This is a genomic window from Streptomyces sp. NPDC051180, from assembly GCF_040689545.1.
Classification (GTDB): Bacteria; Actinomycetota; Actinomycetes; order Streptomycetales; family Streptomycetaceae; genus Streptomyces.
In genome coordinates, this window is record NZ_JBFBBC010000002.1 from 358167 (window position 1) to 373406 (window position 15240).

16 protein-coding genes and 1 riboswitch are annotated in these 15240 nt (G+C 73.9%); of the genes, 8 read left to right on the forward strand and 8 right to left on the reverse strand.

All coding sequences use genetic code 11. The features are described from left to right. Positions 1–241 precede the first annotated feature (241 nt). From AB0424_RS05055 to AB0424_RS05065, 3 genes are all read right to left on the reverse strand, one after another. Positions 242–646, reverse strand: a complete 405-nt coding sequence (locus AB0424_RS05055) for a DUF3040 domain-containing protein (RefSeq protein WP_366302359.1) — start codon at positions 644–646, stop codon at positions 242–244. Positions 647–918: 272 nt separating this feature from the next. Further along, positions 919–1707 carry a methyltransferase gene (locus AB0424_RS05060; RefSeq protein WP_366302360.1) on the reverse strand — a complete coding sequence of 263 codons (789 nt, stop codon included), beginning with the start codon at positions 1705–1707 and terminating at the stop codon, positions 919–921. A 67-nt stretch (positions 1708–1774) separates the two neighbouring features. After that, complete coding sequence (locus AB0424_RS05065) at positions 1775–2305, reverse strand: SAV_6107 family HEPN domain-containing protein (protein ID WP_366302362.1); 531 nt, start codon at positions 2303–2305, stop codon at positions 1775–1777. A 141-nt stretch (positions 2306–2446) separates the two neighbouring features. Between AB0424_RS05065 and AB0424_RS05070 the strand changes: the two genes are divergently transcribed. From AB0424_RS05070 to AB0424_RS05090, 5 genes are all read left to right on the forward strand, one after another. Further along, positions 2447–3367: an ATP-binding cassette domain-containing protein gene (locus AB0424_RS05070; RefSeq protein ID WP_366302363.1), complete on the forward strand. Its 921-nt coding sequence runs from the start codon at positions 2447–2449 to the stop codon at positions 3365–3367. Beyond that, positions 3339–5426 (forward strand): YhgE/Pip domain-containing protein, encoded by a 2088-nt coding sequence (locus tag AB0424_RS05075; RefSeq protein WP_366302364.1) that lies wholly within the window; start codon positions 3339–3341, stop codon positions 5424–5426. Before AB0424_RS05070 ends, AB0424_RS05075 begins: the two co-directional genes overlap by 29 nt. A gap of 43 nt (positions 5427–5469) precedes the next feature. After that, positions 5470–6078 carry a TetR/AcrR family transcriptional regulator gene (locus AB0424_RS05080; RefSeq protein ID WP_366302365.1) on the forward strand — a complete coding sequence of 203 codons (609 nt, stop codon included), beginning with the start codon at positions 5470–5472 and terminating at the stop codon, positions 6076–6078. 274 nt (positions 6079–6352) lie between these two features. Then, the gene (locus tag AB0424_RS05085; RefSeq protein ID WP_366302367.1) at positions 6353–7003 is read left to right on the forward strand and encodes a DUF4126 domain-containing protein; all 651 of its coding nucleotides are present in this window, start codon (positions 6353–6355) and stop codon (positions 7001–7003) included. A gap of 66 nt (positions 7004–7069) precedes the next feature. Continuing rightward, positions 7070–8503, forward strand: a complete 1434-nt coding sequence (locus AB0424_RS05090; RefSeq protein WP_366302368.1) for an NAD(P)/FAD-dependent oxidoreductase — start codon at positions 7070–7072, stop codon at positions 8501–8503. Between the two features lie 46 nt (positions 8504–8549). On the opposite strand, the gene AB0424_RS05095 is transcribed toward AB0424_RS05090, so the two are convergent. The 5 genes from AB0424_RS05095 to AB0424_RS05115 all read right to left on the reverse strand — a co-directional run bounded on the left by AB0424_RS05095 (position 8550) and on the right by AB0424_RS05115 (position 12845). After that, positions 8550–9392, reverse strand: a complete 843-nt coding sequence (locus AB0424_RS05095; protein WP_366302370.1) for a hypothetical protein — start codon at positions 9390–9392, stop codon at positions 8550–8552. Between the two features lie 54 nt (positions 9393–9446). Continuing rightward, on the reverse strand, positions 9447–10364 hold the full coding sequence (metF, locus tag AB0424_RS05100; protein ID WP_366302371.1) for a methylenetetrahydrofolate reductase [NAD(P)H]: 918 nt from the start codon (positions 10362–10364) through the stop codon (positions 9447–9449). A gap of 83 nt (positions 10365–10447) precedes the next feature. Continuing rightward, the gene (gene thiE / locus AB0424_RS05105; protein ID WP_366302372.1) at positions 10448–11101 is read right to left on the reverse strand and encodes a thiamine phosphate synthase; all 654 of its coding nucleotides are present in this window, start codon (positions 11099–11101) and stop codon (positions 10448–10450) included. A gap of 120 nt (positions 11102–11221) precedes the next feature. Then, positions 11222–11587 carry an Rv2175c family DNA-binding protein gene (locus AB0424_RS05110; RefSeq protein WP_030219572.1) on the reverse strand — a complete coding sequence of 122 codons (366 nt, stop codon included), beginning with the start codon at positions 11585–11587 and terminating at the stop codon, positions 11222–11224. A 43-nt stretch (positions 11588–11630) separates the two neighbouring features. Next, on the reverse strand, positions 11631–12845 hold the full coding sequence (locus tag AB0424_RS05115) for an FAD-dependent oxidoreductase (RefSeq protein WP_366302373.1): 1215 nt from the start codon (positions 12843–12845) through the stop codon (positions 11631–11633). A gap of 82 nt (positions 12846–12927) precedes the next feature. After that, positions 12928–13040: riboswitch (TPP riboswitch) on the forward strand. On the opposite strand from AB0424_RS05115, the gene thiO reads away from it, so the two are divergent. From thiO to AB0424_RS05130, 3 genes are all read left to right on the forward strand, one after another. Continuing rightward, the gene (thiO, locus tag AB0424_RS05120) at positions 13038–14192 is read left to right on the forward strand and encodes a glycine oxidase ThiO (protein ID WP_366302375.1); all 1155 of its coding nucleotides are present in this window, start codon (positions 13038–13040) and stop codon (positions 14190–14192) included. (Overlaps the previous riboswitch by 3 nt.) Further along, entirely contained in the window at positions 14189–14401 is a 213-nt protein-coding gene (thiS, locus tag AB0424_RS05125) for a sulfur carrier protein ThiS (protein ID WP_366302377.1), read from the forward strand. The genes thiO and thiS overlap by 4 nt, the downstream gene beginning before the upstream one ends. A gap of 5 nt (positions 14402–14406) precedes the next feature. Next, the gene (locus AB0424_RS05130) at positions 14407–15201 is read left to right on the forward strand and encodes a thiazole synthase (RefSeq protein WP_366302378.1); all 795 of its coding nucleotides are present in this window, start codon (positions 14407–14409) and stop codon (positions 15199–15201) included. Positions 15202–15240 lie beyond the last annotated feature (39 nt).

Here is a 15240-nt window from a genome sequence, read left to right on the forward strand (position 1 = left end):
CAGCGGAACGATTGCCCACAACGGGGCGGCACCGCCCGGGCGCGGGGGTGGGCATCGCCCCAGCGGAACGATTGCCCACAACGGGGGGGGAGCCGCCCCGGCGGAACAGTTGCCCGCAAGGCGGGTGGCAAGGCCGCGGGCTCATGGGGCGGCAGGCGCCGCGGGGCGGGAACGCGCGCGAGCCCCGCAGGGTGTGCGGGGCTCGGGGGCTAGGGGGGCGGGGCTGCCGCTCGGGGGGCCGTCAGTGGCCGCCGCCCTGCTGTTCGTCGCGGCGGCGCTGCCACCGGTCTTCGATGCGGTTCATCATGGAGCGTCGCTGCCGGGCCTGACGGCCTGCGGCAGCCGTCCCGCCCCGGGCCTGCTGCTCACCCGGCTTGGGCGCTTTGCGCCATCCAGTGACGGCCAGGACCGCGCAGCCCAGCATGACGAGGAATCCCACCACGCTGATCCAGATCTGCTGTGCGACCATTCCGGCCATGAGGAGCGCGATACCCACCAGGAAGCCGGCGACTGCTTGGTAGACCCGTCGTCGGGTGTACGTACGCAGTCCGCTTCCCTCGAGCGCTGTCGCGAACTTGGGATCTTCGGCGTACAGCGCTCGCTCCATCTGCTCGAGCATTCGCTGCTCGTGCTCCGAGAGCGGCACGGAGTCCTCCTAGTCGTCGGTCGCGGGGGCGACCGGTTTGCGGCCCTTTCAGGATAGGCAGGGAATCGCCCCCGTGAAACCCGCCCACAATGCCGAATAGCCAATCCGGGCCGCCATGCGGATCGGTTGCTGAGGCGTTGATTCCCCAGCCCCTCGTCCGTCATGCCGGATGGTGTCCCCCGATCATACGGGGCGGAACCGCTCACCGGGCGGGCTGTGGCGTACTCCATGGGGTGCCACGGCCCGCACCGCCGAACGGGTGGCCGTCCTGTTCAGGCCCGCTTCTCGCCCAGGAGGTGCAGCTGGGTGGCGATGGCCTGGAACGAGGGCAGCTCGGCCGCGGCGGCCTCCAGCTTGAGGAGGGCCTCCGCGGCGCCGGGCTCGGTGTCGACGAGGGCGCCGGGGACGAGGTCGGCGAAGACCCGGACCCCGTGCACGGCACCGACCCGGAGTCCGGCCTCGTCGGCCAGCTCGGCGAGCTGCTCGGCGCTGAAGCGGCGGGGGACCGGGTCGCCGGCGCCCCAGCGGCCCGCCGGGTCGGAGAGGGCGTGCCGGGCCTCGGTGAAGTGACCGGCGAGGGCGCGGGCGAGGACGGCGCCGCCGAGTCCGGCGGCGAGGAGGCTGAGGCTGCCGGCTGGGCGGAGCGCGGCGACCGCGTTCCGCACGCCTTCGGCCGGGTCGTCGACGTACTCCAGGACGCCGTGGCAGAGCACGGCGTCGAAGCCTTCGCGGGCGACCACGTCGAAGAGGCCCCGGATGTCGCCCTGGACGCCGGTGACGAGGTCGGCGACCCCGGCTTCGGCGGCCCGGCGCTCCAGCGCGAAGAGCGCGTTGGGGCTGGGGTCGACGACGGTGACGCGGTGGCCGAGGCGGGCCACCGGCACCGCGAAGTTGCCGGAGCCGCCGCCCGTGTCGAGGACGTCGAGGCTGTCCTTCCCGGTGGCCTCGATCCGGCGGTCGAGGGCGTCTTTGAGGACGTCCCAGACGACGGCGGTACGCAGGGAGGCGCGCGACGGACGCGACGACGCCTCTCGACCGAAGACAGGGGAAGGGTCCGGCACGGCTGTTGACTCCTCGGTGACGGGTACGGACGCTCCCCACCCTATGGCCTCGGTCCCGCCTTTCGGATCATCCTCCGGACTCACCGCTCACGGGCCGGCGGGGCTGGACCGGCTGGAGGACGAGGAGCCGCTCGACCAGGCGCAGGAAGAGCGCGGCGTCCCTCAGCAGGTCGTCGGCCTCGCGCCGGGTGGCGGCGCCGGCGATGCCGGCCTCCGCGCGGGCCCGGCGCGGGGCTCCGGCGGCGAAGAGGGCGCTCCACTCGGTCAGCTCGGGGGCCAGTTCGGCGAGGAGCTCCCAGGCGCTCCGTATCCGCTGCCGTCGGCGGGGGCCGGTCTCGGGTCTGGCGCGGGCGGCGAGGACGGCGGCCGCGGCACGGAGGGCGGCCAGGTGTGCGGCGGCGTACCGCTCGTGGGGGCGGTCGAGGGAGGCGGCCTCGACGAGGCCGGCCCGGGCCTTGGCGAGGAGGTCGAGGGCGGCGGGAGGGGCGGCGGAGCGGCGCGGGACGGGGTGGATGTCGGACGCGGGTCCGGACTGTGCGGGGGCGGGACGGCCTGCGGGGTGGCGCCGGGGCGCGGCGGATGAGGAAGGGCTGGCCATGACGAACCTCCTGTCGTCGCGTGACGGCTCCGTGGCCGTCTGTGTTCATCGTGCCCGCCCCCACTGACAATCACGCTGACCTGGGGTTTTGCCTGAAGCCCAACTCGGGGGTAACTTTTGAACTGACTGGTCAGTTTAAAAATGGGGAATGGGGGTGAGTCCGTGGGCACGGAAGCCGAGGAGCAGCCGCACGGCGCCGCCGTCGTCGCGGACGGCTTCGGACTGAAGGGTCCGCGCGGCTGGGTGTTCCGGGAGGTGTCCTTCCGGGCGGAGCCGGGGGCGCTGGTGGCGATCGAGGGGCCGTCCGGTTCGGGCCGCACCTGTCTGCTGCTCGCCCTCACCGGTCGGATGAAGTCCCACGAGGGCGGTGCCGAGGTGGGCGGTCTCCCGCTGCCCCGGAAGATGGCCGGTGTGCGCCGGATCAGCGGGCTCGGACAGGTCCCCGGCGTCAGCGAGCTCGATCCCGCCTTCACGGTCGCCGAGCACCTGCGCGAGCGGGCCCTGCTCCAGCGCCGGTACGACGGCTCCGTGCGGGCCCTCCTGCGGCGGCCCGCCGAGCGGGCGGCGACGTCCCGGGCCCGGATCGAGGAGGCCGTCGCGGCCGCGGGGCTGGACCTCGACGCCCTGCCGAAGGGCGAGCGGACCTCCGTGCGGGACCTGGAACGGCTGGAGGCCCTGCGACTCTCGATCGCGCTGGCGCTGATCGGCCGCCCCCGGCTGCTGGCCGTCGACGACACCGACCTGAAGCTCTCGGACGCCGACCGGGCCGAGGCGTGGGCACTGCTGCGCTCCGTGGCCGCGTCCGGGACGACCGTCCTCGCCGTGTGCAGCGAGGCACCCGCCGACGCCCTCCGCCTCACCACGCGCGCGGGCGGGACGCAGCCCGCCGAGACTCACGACGCCACGCAAGCCGGCAAGGCCCCCGAGGCCGGGACGACCACCGACGCGGACGCCGAATCGGACAGCGACCCGGACGCCGAAGCCGAGCCGGACACCACCACCACCGCATCCACGACCGAGGAGGGGGCGGCCGATGCGCTCGCCGAAACTGGCCGCGCTTGAGCTGAGGCGCTTCGGCAGGGGAAAGCTGCCGCGCGCCGCGCTCGTCGCGATCCTGCTGCTGCCGCTGCTCTACGGCGCCCTGTACCTGTACTCGTTCTGGGACCCGTACAGCAGGCTCGACAAGATCCCCGTCGCCCTGGTGAACGAGGACCGGGGGGCCACCGCCGGCGGCAAGCCGATCCACGCGGGTGACGACCTGACCGAGGGGCTGCTGAAGAGCAACACGTTCGCGTGGCACCGGGTGAGCGACGCCGAGGCACGCGAGGGCGTGGAGAACGGGACGTACTACCTGTCCCTGACCATGCCCGCCGACTTCAGCTCGCGGATCGCCTCCAGCTCCGGGGACTCCCCCGAGACCGGGGCGCTGCGGGTCCGGACCAACGACGCCAACAACTACATCGTCGGGCAGATCTCCCGGACGGTCTTCTCCGAGGTCCGCACCGCCGCCTCGACCAAGTCCTCCCGGACGTTCCTCGACAAGATCTTCATCTCGTTCTCCGACATCCACGACGCCACGGCGAAGGCCGCGAAGGGCGCCGACGACCTCAAGCAGGGCGCGGACAAGGCCAAGAAGGGCTCGAAGGAGCTGTCCGACGGTCTGAAGACGGCCAAGAACGGCAGCGGGGACCTGGCGGCCGGCCTGAAGAAGCTCGACAAGGGCGCCAAGGACCTGGAGAGCGGTTCGCGGAAGGTCGCGAACGGCACGCAGACCCTCGCCGACAAGGTGAACGGCACCGCCGACAAGGTCCGCCCCTACCTGGCGAACAACGGCAAGTCGATCCGCGACACCGCCCGTCTGGTCTCCGACTCCGCCACGGCGGTCCGGCACGACCTGGACGACCTGGTCCGGCGCGCGCCGCTGGTCCGCTCCGCCGCCCACAAGGCCGACGACGGCCTCGCCAAGCTCCACCGCGAGGCGTGCGTGGTCGCCCCGGCCCCCGACGCCAAGGTCTGCGAGGTGCTCAAGGAGGCGTCGGTCACCGCCGACGACGTGGCCACGATCGCCGACGACGTGCACGAGCTGACCAAGGGCCAGACCGCCGACCTGAAGACGCTGGACGCGCGCCTGGCCAAGCTCACCCGGCAGGCCGACGAGCTGGCGGCCCGCGCCCCGCACCTCGACGAGGACGTCGAGGGCGCGATCAGGAAGATCAACGAGCTCAACGCGGGCGCGAAGAAGGTCGCCGCGGGCGCGGACCGGCTGCACACCGGCATCACCGAGGCCAAGGCCGGCTCCGTGAGCCTGGACAGCGGCGTCGGCAGGCTCAAGAAGGGCGCGGGCGCGCTCGACGGCGGCCTGTTCAAGCTGGCGGACGGCTCGGGCCGGCTGGCCGGCGGTCTGCACGACGGCGTGGAGCAGATCCCGGACTACGACAAGCAGGACCGCGACCGGCGTACGGAGGTCATGGCCGACCCGGTGCAACTGGCCTCGCAGTCGCTGCACAAGGCGCCGAACTACGGCACCGGCTTCGCCCCGTACTTCATCCCGCTCTCCCTCTGGGTCGGCGCGATGGTGGCCTACATGATCATCCAGCCGCTGAACCGGCGGGCGCTCGCCGCCGGTGGCTCCGCCTGGCGGATCGCGCTGGCGGGCTGGCTGCCGGTGGCGGTGATCGGCGTCCTCCAGGTCGCGGCCCTGATGTCGGTCCTGCACTGGGGCCTCGGCCTCCAGATGGCCAGGGCCGCCGGAACGGTCGGTTTCCTCGCCCTGGTGACCTGCTGCTTCGCGGCGATCATCCAGTGGCTCAACGCCCGCTTCGGCGCGGCCGGCCGGATCCTGGTCCTCGCGGTCCTCATGCTCCAGCTGACCTCGGCGGGCGGCACCTACCCCGTCCAGACCAGCCCGGGCTTCTTCAACGCCGTCCACCCGTTCCTGCCGATGAGCTACGTGGTCGAGGCGCTGCGCCGGCTGATCACCGGCGGCGGGATCGGCCCCGTGTGGCAGGCGTGCGCGGTCCTGACCGCGTTCACCGTGGGCGCGCTGGCCCTGACCGCCGTCTCGGCCCGCAAGCGCCAGGTCTGGACGCTCGACCGGCTCCACCCCGAACTGACCCTGTGAGACGGGGCCGGTGACACCCGCGACACCTGTGAGAATCGACCCCATGGACAGCAGCAGCACCCGACGCCAGGCCACGCGCGCGAAGCTCTACGAGGCAGCGGTCACGCTCATCGCGGAGCAGGGCTTCTCGGCGACCACGGTGGACGAGATCGCCGAGCGGGCGGGCGTGGCCAAGGGCACGGTCTACTACAACTTCAAGAGCAAGACCGAGCTCTTCGAGGAGCTGCTGCGCCACGGGGTGTCGCTGCTCACCGCCTCCCTGCGCACGGCGGCCGAGGAGACCGCCGAGCGCGGCGGCAGCCGGGTCGACGCGCTCGACGCGATGATCCGGGCGGGCCTGGTCTTCATCGACCGCTACCCGGCCTTCACCCAGCTGTACGTGGCGGAGCTGTGGCGCACCAACCGGGCCTGGAACTCGACCCTCCTGGTGGTCCGCCAGGAGGCCGTCGCGGTGGTCGAGGGGGTGCTGCGGGAGGGTGTCGCGGCGGGTGAGCTGAGCGAGGAGATCGACGTGCAGCTGACGGCGGCGGCGCTGGTCGGCATGGTGCTGGTGGCCGCGCTGGACTGGCAGGCGTTCCAGAGCGAGCGGTCGCTCGACGACGTGCACGCGGCGCTCTCCCGGCTGCTGCACGGCCGCGTCGGGGGCCGCTGACGGCCTCGGGCACGCGCGCGGGGCGAAGGACGGCGTACGGCGGAAAGACCGGTGCGGCGAGGCTCGATCCCCCCGAGCCTCGCCGCACCGGCTTTCCTCACTCCCCCGTGACGTCAGGTGCACGACCCCGTTCCGCAGCCCCGTGCCGGCGGTGCCGGAGTCGCGCCCCTTCCGTGGACTCCACTCTTCCGTCCGGCGGGCCCCGGTCCCATCCGTGCCGCTACTCATCTCGCCCTCTAGGTACGCGTACTCAGTCCTGGTTACGATCGCGGGCGTGTCGGTACTCCCCCTGGTGTTCACCAGCGGCTGGGCGAGCGGGATCAACGCGTACGCGGTGGTCCTGCTGTTCGGCGTCTTCGGCGCGGCCGGGCTGACCGACGAGGTCCCCGAGTCGCTGCAGCGCACCGATGTCCTCGTCGTCGCCGGCGTGCTGTTCCTGTGCGAGGCGGTGGCGGACAAGATCCCGTACGTCGACTCGATATGGGACTCCGTCCACACCGTGATCCGGCCGATCGCGGGGGCCGTCGTCGGCGCCCTGCTGGCCGGGCAGAACGGTTCGCTGCCCGAGCTGGCGGCCGGTGCGGTGGGCGGCTCGACGGCCCTGCTGAGCCACTTCGTCAAGGCGGGGACGAGGATGGCGGTCAACACCTCGCCGGAGCCGTTCTCCAACGTCGCGCTGAGTCTGGCGGAGGACCTGGCGGTGGCGGGGATCGTCACCTTCGCGCTCTTCCATCCGGTGACGGCCGCCGTCATCGCGGGCGTGCTGCTGGTGCTCGGGCTGGCGATACTCGTCTTCCTGGCCCAGCGCATCCGCCGCTTCCTGCGCCGCAGGTCCCAGCGCCGCGAGGAGAAGCGGCTCGCCGAGGCGGGGGCCCGCACCCGGGTCCGTCCGCCGCCGGACGACGACGGGTCGGCGCACTTCTGACGTCCCGCGACCCGGACGCCGACCGGGCCCCGGGCGGTGTCCGACCGGCCGGATAGGCTCCCCGACATGGCACGGATTGTGGTGATCGGCGCGGGACTCGGCGCCATGGCGACGGCGGCCCGGCTGGCCGTGGCGGGCCACCGGGTGACGGTGTACGAGCGGGGGGCGACGTACGGCGGCGCGGTCGGCCGCTTCGCACGCGACGGGTTCGCCTTCGACACCGGGCCGGGGCTGCTGCACCTGCCCGCGGTCTACCGGGACCTGTTCGTGAAGACGGGCAAGGAGCCGCTGGAGGAGTGCGTCACGCTGACGCAGGTCGATCCGGCGAGCCGTCACGTCTTCGCCGACGGCACCCGCGTCGACCTGCCGAACGCCTCCCGGGCCGGCACGGTCTCCGCCCTGGACGCGGCGCTCGGCGCCGGCGCGGGCGAGCGGTGGGGCGACTTCCTGGTGCGGGCCCGTGACGCCTGGGACCGGACCCGGCGCCCGCTCCTGGAGGAGCCTCAGCCGGACGACCCGTCCCCGCTGGGCCGCGAGCCGTACCCGGCGCTCAGGGCGGGCCTGCTGCGCCGCCCGACGACGACGCTCGCCCAGGTCGGCGCGCGGGAGCTGCGCGACCCCCGGCTCGCCGCCCTGCTGGACGCGTACGCGTGGTCGTACGGCTTCGACCCGGCCACCGCCCCGGCCTCGGCCGTGGTCCTGCCGTACATGGAGCAGACGTTCGGCAGCTGGTACGTGGGCGGGGGGCTGCGGGCGCTGGCGGACGCGGTGTACGAGCGGTGCCGGCGGCGGCGGGTGGAGTTCGTCTTCGACGCGCCGGTCGAGGACGTGCGGGAGAAGGACGGCCGGGCGGTCGGCGTCCGGCTGGCCGACGGCACGATCGTCGAGGCCGACCACGTCGTCTCCGGCGCCCCCGTGCCCTCGCTCTACCGCGACCACGTCGTGGCATGGGAGCGGGAGGACGACCGGCCGCACCACCAGGCGACGGGGACGAGCCGGGTGACGGTCTGTCTGGCCCTGCGCGGCCCCCGTGAGGCGGGGGCGGTGCACCGGACCGTCGTGCACGCACAGGGCGGGCGCCCGACCGTGACCGTGCTGCGGCCGGACGACCCGGCGCTGCGGCCGGACGCCGACCACGAGTCGGTGACGGTGACGGCGACCGTGCGCACCTTTGGGGAGGAGGGCGGGGAGTCGTTCGCCGAGCGGATGACCGAGGCCGCCGGGCAGGCCGTGCCGGGCCTGGCGGAGCGGCTGCTGTGGCGGCACGTGCGCACTCCGGAGGACGTGCTGCGGGACACCGGGTCCGCCGAGGTGCCGGGGCCCGCGCTGGCCGGCGCCGGGGGCCTGCTGCTGCCGGCCGCCAACCGCTCTCCGCTGCCGGGGCTCTGGTTCGCCGGCGGCTGGTCCCATCCGGGCGGCGGGCTCGCCCACGCGGGCATGTCCGGCGCCCTGGTGGCGGGCCTGATCGTGGAGGGCGACGGCTTCCGCGGCTCCCGGTGAGGGGGGGACACGCGGCCGCGGGCCCCGGTCGGGGCCCGCGGGGCGGTCAGTACCGGTACTGCTGCTGGTCGTCCGGGTGCGGCTCGTAGCCGTAGGGGCCCGGGGCCTGCGGCTGCTGGTGGGGGTCCGGCTCGGTGTCCCGCTGCTGCGGCACCCAGACCCCGCCGGGCGGGGTGTCGTAGGTGTACGAGGGGGCGTAGGGGTCGGTGTAGTACGGGGCGTACTGCTGGCCGTCGGTGCCCGGGCCGATGTACGGGTCGGAGTAGGGGGCGTACTGCTGCTGTCCCGCGGCGGCGCCGTAGTCGTAGGCCGGCTGCTGCTCGTAGCCGGGCACGCCGTACGCGGACGGGTCGTAGCCGGTCTGGTCGTAACCGGACGCGTAGGAGTCGTATCCCGCCGGGTGGCCCGCGCCGGCGGCCTGGCCCGCGTCGTAGACCCCGTACTGGCCCGTGTCCTCGGGGAGCGGCTCGGGCTCGTAGACCGCGGCGGTGCCGATGTCGGTGGGCCGGGACGCGCCCGTGTCGTCCCCGTCGGTGAAGCCGGTGGCGTCGTCGCCGTAGGACAGCTCGGTGACCTCCAGGGTGGGTCCGGCCTGGACCGGCGCCCCGGACCTGCGGCGGCGGCTGGCCCCCGGGTTCCCGCCGATCGCCCAGCCGGTGGAGAAGCCGCGGCGGAAGGAGAGCGTCACATAGGTCTGGCCGACGGCGAAGGCGACGGCTCCGGCGACGATGACCGCGACCGAGGGCAGCAGGACGCCGAGGACCACGCCGAGGAAGCCGCAGAAGGCGAGCACGCGCCAGCGCAGCCGCGCCTTGTACTGGAGGAGGACCTCCCCCAGCAGCCAGAGCGCGACCACGCCGAACGCGATGTAGAGGACCGTCCACCCCATGCCCCGCCGCCCCTCTCCACGGTCACCGCCGCGGGTCGGGGCGGGTACGACCGGTCACGACTGCTGGTGCAGTCCGAGATTCTCGTAGATCTCGAGCGTCGCGGTGGAGTTGTTCAGCGTGATGAAGTGCAGTCCGGGGACACCCTCGGAGAGCAGACGCGCGCAGAACTCCGTCGCGAACTCGATACCGATGGAGCGTACAGCGGCGGGATCGTCCTTGACGGCGAGGATGCGGTCTTTCACATCCGCGGGGAAGGCGGCGTTGCTCAGCTGGGGCAGCCGGTCGAGGGTCCGCACGTTCACGACGGGCATGACCTCGGGGATGATCGGGGTCTCGCAGCCCGCCTTCACGACGCTGTCCCGCAGGCGCAGGTAGTTCTCCGGGTCGAAGAACATCTGGGTGATGGCGTAGTCGGCGCCCGCGCGGCACTTGTCCACGAAGTGCCGGATGTCCGCGTCCCAGTCGGTGGAGCGGGGGTGCATCTCGGGGAAGGCCGCGACGCCGACGCAGAAGTCGCCCGACTCCTTGATCAGCCGGACCAGGTCGGCGGCGTACTTCACGCCCTCCGGGTGCTCGACCCACTCCCCCAGCGGGTCGCCCGGCGGGTCGCCGCGGACGGCGAGCATGTTCCGGATGCCGGCGTCGGCGTACTGGCCGAGGATGTTGCGCAGTTCGGCCACGGAGTGGTCGACGGCCGTGAGGTGCGCGACGGGGGTGAGCGTGGTGTCGGAGGCGATCTTCTGGGTGGCCTTGACGGTGCCGCCGCGGGTGGTGCCGCCGGCGCCGTAGGTCACGGAGACGAAGCTCGGGCCCACCGCCTCGACCCTGCGCATGGCGTTCCAGAGGACCTGCTCACCCTTCTCGGTCCGGGGCGCGTAGAACTCGAAGGAGTAGGACGTGCCGCCGGAGGCGAGGATCTCGCGCACCGTGCGCGCGCGGTCCGATCGGACGGAAGCGGTACCTAGGGCCATACCGGCAGGTTAGACGTGGTGCGGTGGGCCGCGTATACGGCGTCCGAGTGGTGGACACCTTTTCGGACACCCGGGCAGGCGGGTCAGCCCTCCGCGCGCTCGCGGACCCGCTTGGCCAGGGCGGCGGTCGCGGCGGCCGGGTCGTCGGCCTCGGTGATCGCCCGGACGACGACGATACGGCGGGCACCGGCGTCCAGGACCTCTTCGAGGTTGGTCTCGTCGATGCCGCCGATGGCGAACCAGGGGCGGTCCTGGCGCAGGCCGGCGGCGTACCGCACGAGGTCGAGCCCCGGCGCGTACCGCCCGGGCTTGGTGGGGGTGGGCCAGCAGGGGCCGGTGCAGAAGTAGTCGACGCCGGGTTCGGAGGCGGCCGCGGCCACCTCGCTCTCGGCGTGGCAGGAACGGCCGATAAGGACCCCGTCGCCGAGGATCGCGCGGGCGGCGGGCACGGGCAGGTCGCCCTGGCCGAGGTGGAGCACGTCGGAGCCGATGGCGTGGGCGACGTCGGCCCGGTCGTTCACGGCGAGGAGCCGGCCGTGGCGGCGGGCGGCCTCGGCGAGGACGGCGAGGTGCTCCAGCTCCTCGCCGGCCTCCATGCCCTTGTCGCGGAGCTGGACGACGTCCACGCCGGAGGAGAGGACGGCGTCGAGGAACTCCGGCAGGTCGCCCTCGCGCTTCCGGGCGTCGGTGCACAGGTAGAGCCGGGCGTCGGCGAGCCGCTCACGAGGCGTGGGCATGGGTGGGTTCCCCCCGTTCGTGCGCCGGCGCCGCGGCGCCCGGCCCGCGAGGGGGCCGGGCGCCGCGACACCCGCGGGTGGTGTCTTCGGTGCGTCCGTACGCACCTCGGTGTGTGTGCGTCAGAGAGCGAGCGCCTGGGCGCGGCGCTTCACCTCCGTGCCGCGATTCTCGTTGAGCGCCTGCGCGGGCGTGCCCGGCAGGCTCTCGTCAGGAGTGAAGAGCCACTCCAGCATCTCCTCGTCGGTGAAGCCGTCGTCCCGCAGGACGGTCAGGAGTCCGACGAGGCCCTTGACGATCTTGTCGCCCTGGATGAAGGCGGCGGGAATCTGCAGGGCGTTGTTCTCACCGCGGCGCACGGCGATCAGCTGGCCTTCCTTGATCAGCTGTCGCACGCGCGTCACCTCGACATCGAGCATCTCCGCGATGTCGGGCACGTAGAGCCAGGCGGGGACGAGCGCATCGATCTTTACGTCAATCTCGGTCACGGGACAAGCCTGCCATCCCGGACCGACACCCGATAGCCGGGCCCTACCGGACTGCCGCCTTCAGGGGGACGGACGGGTCCGCGGCGCGGGCCGGGTCGACCGGCGTGGCGGCCTCGATGAGCCTGCGGCCCTGGGCCAGGTCGCGGGGTCGGCCGACGGCGAGCAGGGCCACCGGGGCGCCGTCGCGCAGCCAGAGCACGGACCACGCCTCGTCCGCCGGGTCGCCGCGCCAGAGCAGTTCGTCGGCTCCGGCGTGGTGTCCCGCGTACTGGACGAAGCGGCCGAACTGCTCGGACCAGAAGTAGGGCACGGGGTCGTACGGCCCGGGGTCGGCCCCGGCGATCGTCGTGGCGACCGTGCGGGGGCCCTGGAGCGCGTTGTCCCAGTGGTGGACGAGGAGCCGTTCGCCGTAGCGGGCGGAGGGGAAGGAGGCGCAGTCGCCGACGGCGTACACGTCGGGCAGGGAGGTGCGCAGCCGGTCGTCTGCGGTGACGGCGCCGCTCGGGTCCAGGGCGATGCCGGAGCCGGCGAGCCAGCCGGTGGCGGGGCGGGCGCCGATGCCGACGACGACGGCGTCGGCGGGCAGGGAGCGGCCGTCGGCGAGGACGACCCGGCCGGGTTCGACGGCGTCCACGCGCGCGTGGGTGAGGAGTTCGGCGCCGTGGGCGGCGTACCACCCGGCCATGGGGGCGGCGACCTCGTCGGGCAGGGCGCCGGTGAGGGGGAGTCCGGCCGCCTCGACGACGGTGACGGCGCAGCCGGCCTCGCGCGCGGCGGTGGCGAACTCGGCGCCGATCCATCCGGCGCCGACGACCACGACGGTGTGCCGCCGCTCCAGGACGGGCCCGAGGCGCACGGCGTCGTCGAGGGTCCGCAGCAGGTGGACGCCGGGGACGCCCTCGGTGCCGGGCAGGGTGACGGGGTGGGCGCCGGTGGCGACGACCAGGGTGTCGTATCCGACGGGTCCCGCCTCGGTGTCGACCTCGTGGTCGGCGGCGCGCAGGCCGGTGACGTCGAGGCCGAGGCGGAGTTCGATGCCGAGTTCCTCGAAGTCGACGTCGAAGGCCGAGCCCTCGGCCTTGCCGAGGAGGATCGCCTTGGACAGCGGGGGCCGGTCGTAGGGCTGGTGGGGTTCGGCCCCGATGAGGGTCACGGGGCCGGTGAAGCCCTGTTCCCGCAGGGCGACGGCGGTCTGGACACCCGCCATTCCCGCCCCCACGATCACGACGCGCTGCTGGGCCTGCTCTTGCTCGCTCACCCGACCACCTTACGTATCTGACGGACCATCAGGAAGGAGGGGTCTGTGACCCCTTCCACGGCGGAAGCTAGTCTGGCGGGCGTAAAGCACTCGCGGGAGCCCGGACGACCGGGCTGAGAGGGAGGCTGGAGCGGCCTCCGACCGTACGAACCTGATCCGGGTCATGCCGGCGAAGGGAGGGGCTGGACGCCCATGCGTTCTTCCGATGTCCTCGTGGTCGGGGGCGGCATCATCGGCCTGGTCACGGCCTGGCGGGCCGCGCAGCGCGGACTGCGCACCGCCGTCGTCGACCAGGACCCGGGCGGCGGGGCCGCGCGGGTCGCCGCCGGGATGCTCGCCGCCGTCACCGAACTCCACTACGGCGAGGAGACCCTGCTCGGGCTCAACCTCGCCTCCGCCGAGCGCTATCCCGCGTTCGTCGCCGAACTCGCCGAGGCCACCGGCCACGACGTCGGCCACCGCGCCTGCGGCACCCTCGCCGTCGCCCTGGACGCCGACGACCGGGCCCATCTGCGCGAACTGCACGCCCTCCAGACCCGCTGCGGCCTCACCTCCGAGTGGCTCAGCGGGCGCGACTGCCGCCGTCTCGAACCGATGCTCGCCCCCGGGGTGCGCGGCGGACTGCGGGTGGACGGCGACCACCAGGTCGACCCGCGCCGGCTCGCCGCCGCGCTGCTCGTCGCCTGCGAACGGGCCGGGGTGGTCTTCCACCGCACCCTCGCCGAACGGCTGACGGTGGTACGGGACCGGGCCCGCGGCGCCGTGCTCGGCGGCGGCGAGGAAGTGACGGCCGACCAGGTCGTCCTCGCCGCGGGCAGCCTCAGCGGGCGGCTGGCGGGCGTGCCGCCCGAGGCGGTGCCGCCCGTGCGCCCGGTGAAGGGCCAGGTGCTGCGGCTGCGGGTGCCGCCCGCGTACGCCCCCTTCCTCTCCCGGACCGTCCGGGCCGTCGTCCGCGGCAGCCACGTCTACCTGGTGCCCCGCGAGAACGGCGAGCTGGTCGTCGGCGCCACCAGCGAGGAGCTGGGCTGGGACACGACGGTGACGGCGGGCGGGGTGTACGAGCTGCTGCGCGACGCGCACGAGCTGGTCCCCGGCATCACCGAGCTGCCGCTCACCGAGACCCGGGCCGGCCTGCGCCCCGCGTCGCCGGACAACGCGCCCCTGCTCGGCCCCACCGTCCTGCCCGGCCTCCACCTGGCCACCGGCCACTACCGCAACGGGGTCCTCCTCACCCCCGTCACCGGCGACGTCATGGCCGAGGTCCTCACCACGGGCGTCCTCCCCGACCAGGCCCGCCCCTTCACCCCCCGCCGTTTCTCCTCCGTACGTCTGGAGCAGCCCGCATGAGCGTGCCCGTCACCGTGTCCGTCAACGGAGAACCCCGCGAGCTCTCCGGTCCCGTCTCCCTCGACGTCCTCGTCGCGAGTCTGAGCACCGCGCCCACCGGGGTCGCGGCGGCCGTCAACGAGACGGTCGTCCCCCGCGGCGAGTGGGCGGCGACGCTGCTCGGCGACGGCGACCGGGTGGAGGTCCTGACCGCGGTGCAGGGGGGCTGAGTGCGATGTCCGACGACGTGTTCCTGCTCGGCGGCGCCGAGTTCTCCTCCCGCCTGATCATGGGCACCGGCGGCGCCCCCAGCCTCGACGTCCTCGAACGCTCCCTGGTCGCCAGCGGCACCGAGCTCACGACCGTCGCGATGCGGCGCCTCGACCCGACCGTCCAGGGCTCGGTCCTCTCCGTCCTCGACCGGCTCGGCATCCGGGTCCTGCCCAACACGGCCGGCTGCTTCACCGCCGGAGAGGCCGTCCTGACCGCCCGGCTCGCCCGGGAGGCGCTCGGCACCGACTGGATCAAGCTGGAGGTCGTCGCCGACGAGCGGACCCTGCTGCCGGACGGGGAGGAGCTGCTGAACGCGGCGGAGACCCTGGTCGACGACGGCTTCACGGTCCTGCCGTACACCAACGACGACCCCGTCCTCGCCCGGAAGCTGGAGGACGTGGGGTGCGCGGCGATCATGCCGCTCGGCTCCCCGATCGGCTCCGGCCTCGGCATCCGCAACCCGCACAACTTCCGGCTGATCACCGAGCGGGCGGGGGTGCCGGTCATCCTCGACGCGGGCGCGGGCACCGCGTCGGACGCGGCGCTCGCCATGGAGCTGGGCTGCGCGGCGGTGATGCTGGCGTCGGCGGTGACCCGGGCGCAGGAGCCGGTCCTCATGGCCTCGGCGATGCGGCACGCGGTCGAGGCGGGCCGGCTGGCGCACCGGGCCGGCCGCATCCCCCGCCGCCACTTCGCGGAGGCGTCCTCCCCCGCGGAGGGCCGCGCCCACCTGGACCCGGAGCGTCCCGCGTTCTGAGCCGCGGCGGCTGCGGCGCTCGTCACAGCTGCGCTGCAG

Coding starts and splice junctions, on each gene's coding strand:
- thiS (WP_366302377.1), top strand. CDS start 14,189: ATGAGCGTGCCCGTCACCGTGTCCGTCAACGGAGAACCCCGCGAGCTC.
- metF (WP_366302371.1), bottom strand. CDS start 10,364: ATGGCCCTAGGTACCGCTTCCGTCCGATCGGACCGCGCGCGCACGGTG.
- AB0424_RS05090 (WP_366302368.1), top strand. CDS start 7,070: ATGGCACGGATTGTGGTGATCGGCGCGGGACTCGGCGCCATGGCGACG.
- AB0424_RS05070 (WP_366302363.1), top strand. CDS start 2,447: ATGGGGAATGGGGGTGAGTCCGTGGGCACGGAAGCCGAGGAGCAGCCG.
- AB0424_RS05095 (WP_366302370.1), bottom strand. CDS start 9,392: ATGGGGTGGACGGTCCTCTACATCGCGTTCGGCGTGGTCGCGCTCTGG.
- AB0424_RS05065 (WP_366302362.1), bottom strand. CDS start 2,305: ATGGCCAGCCCTTCCTCATCCGCCGCGCCCCGGCGCCACCCCGCAGGC.
- AB0424_RS05130 (WP_366302378.1), top strand. CDS start 14,407: ATGTCCGACGACGTGTTCCTGCTCGGCGGCGCCGAGTTCTCCTCCCGC.
- AB0424_RS05080 (WP_366302365.1), top strand. CDS start 5,470: ATGGACAGCAGCAGCACCCGACGCCAGGCCACGCGCGCGAAGCTCTAC.
- thiO (WP_366302375.1), top strand. CDS start 13,038: ATGCGTTCTTCCGATGTCCTCGTGGTCGGGGGCGGCATCATCGGCCTG.
- thiE (WP_366302372.1), bottom strand. CDS start 11,101: ATGCCCACGCCTCGTGAGCGGCTCGCCGACGCCCGGCTCTACCTGTGC.
- AB0424_RS05075 (WP_366302364.1), top strand. CDS start 3,339: ATGCGCTCGCCGAAACTGGCCGCGCTTGAGCTGAGGCGCTTCGGCAGG.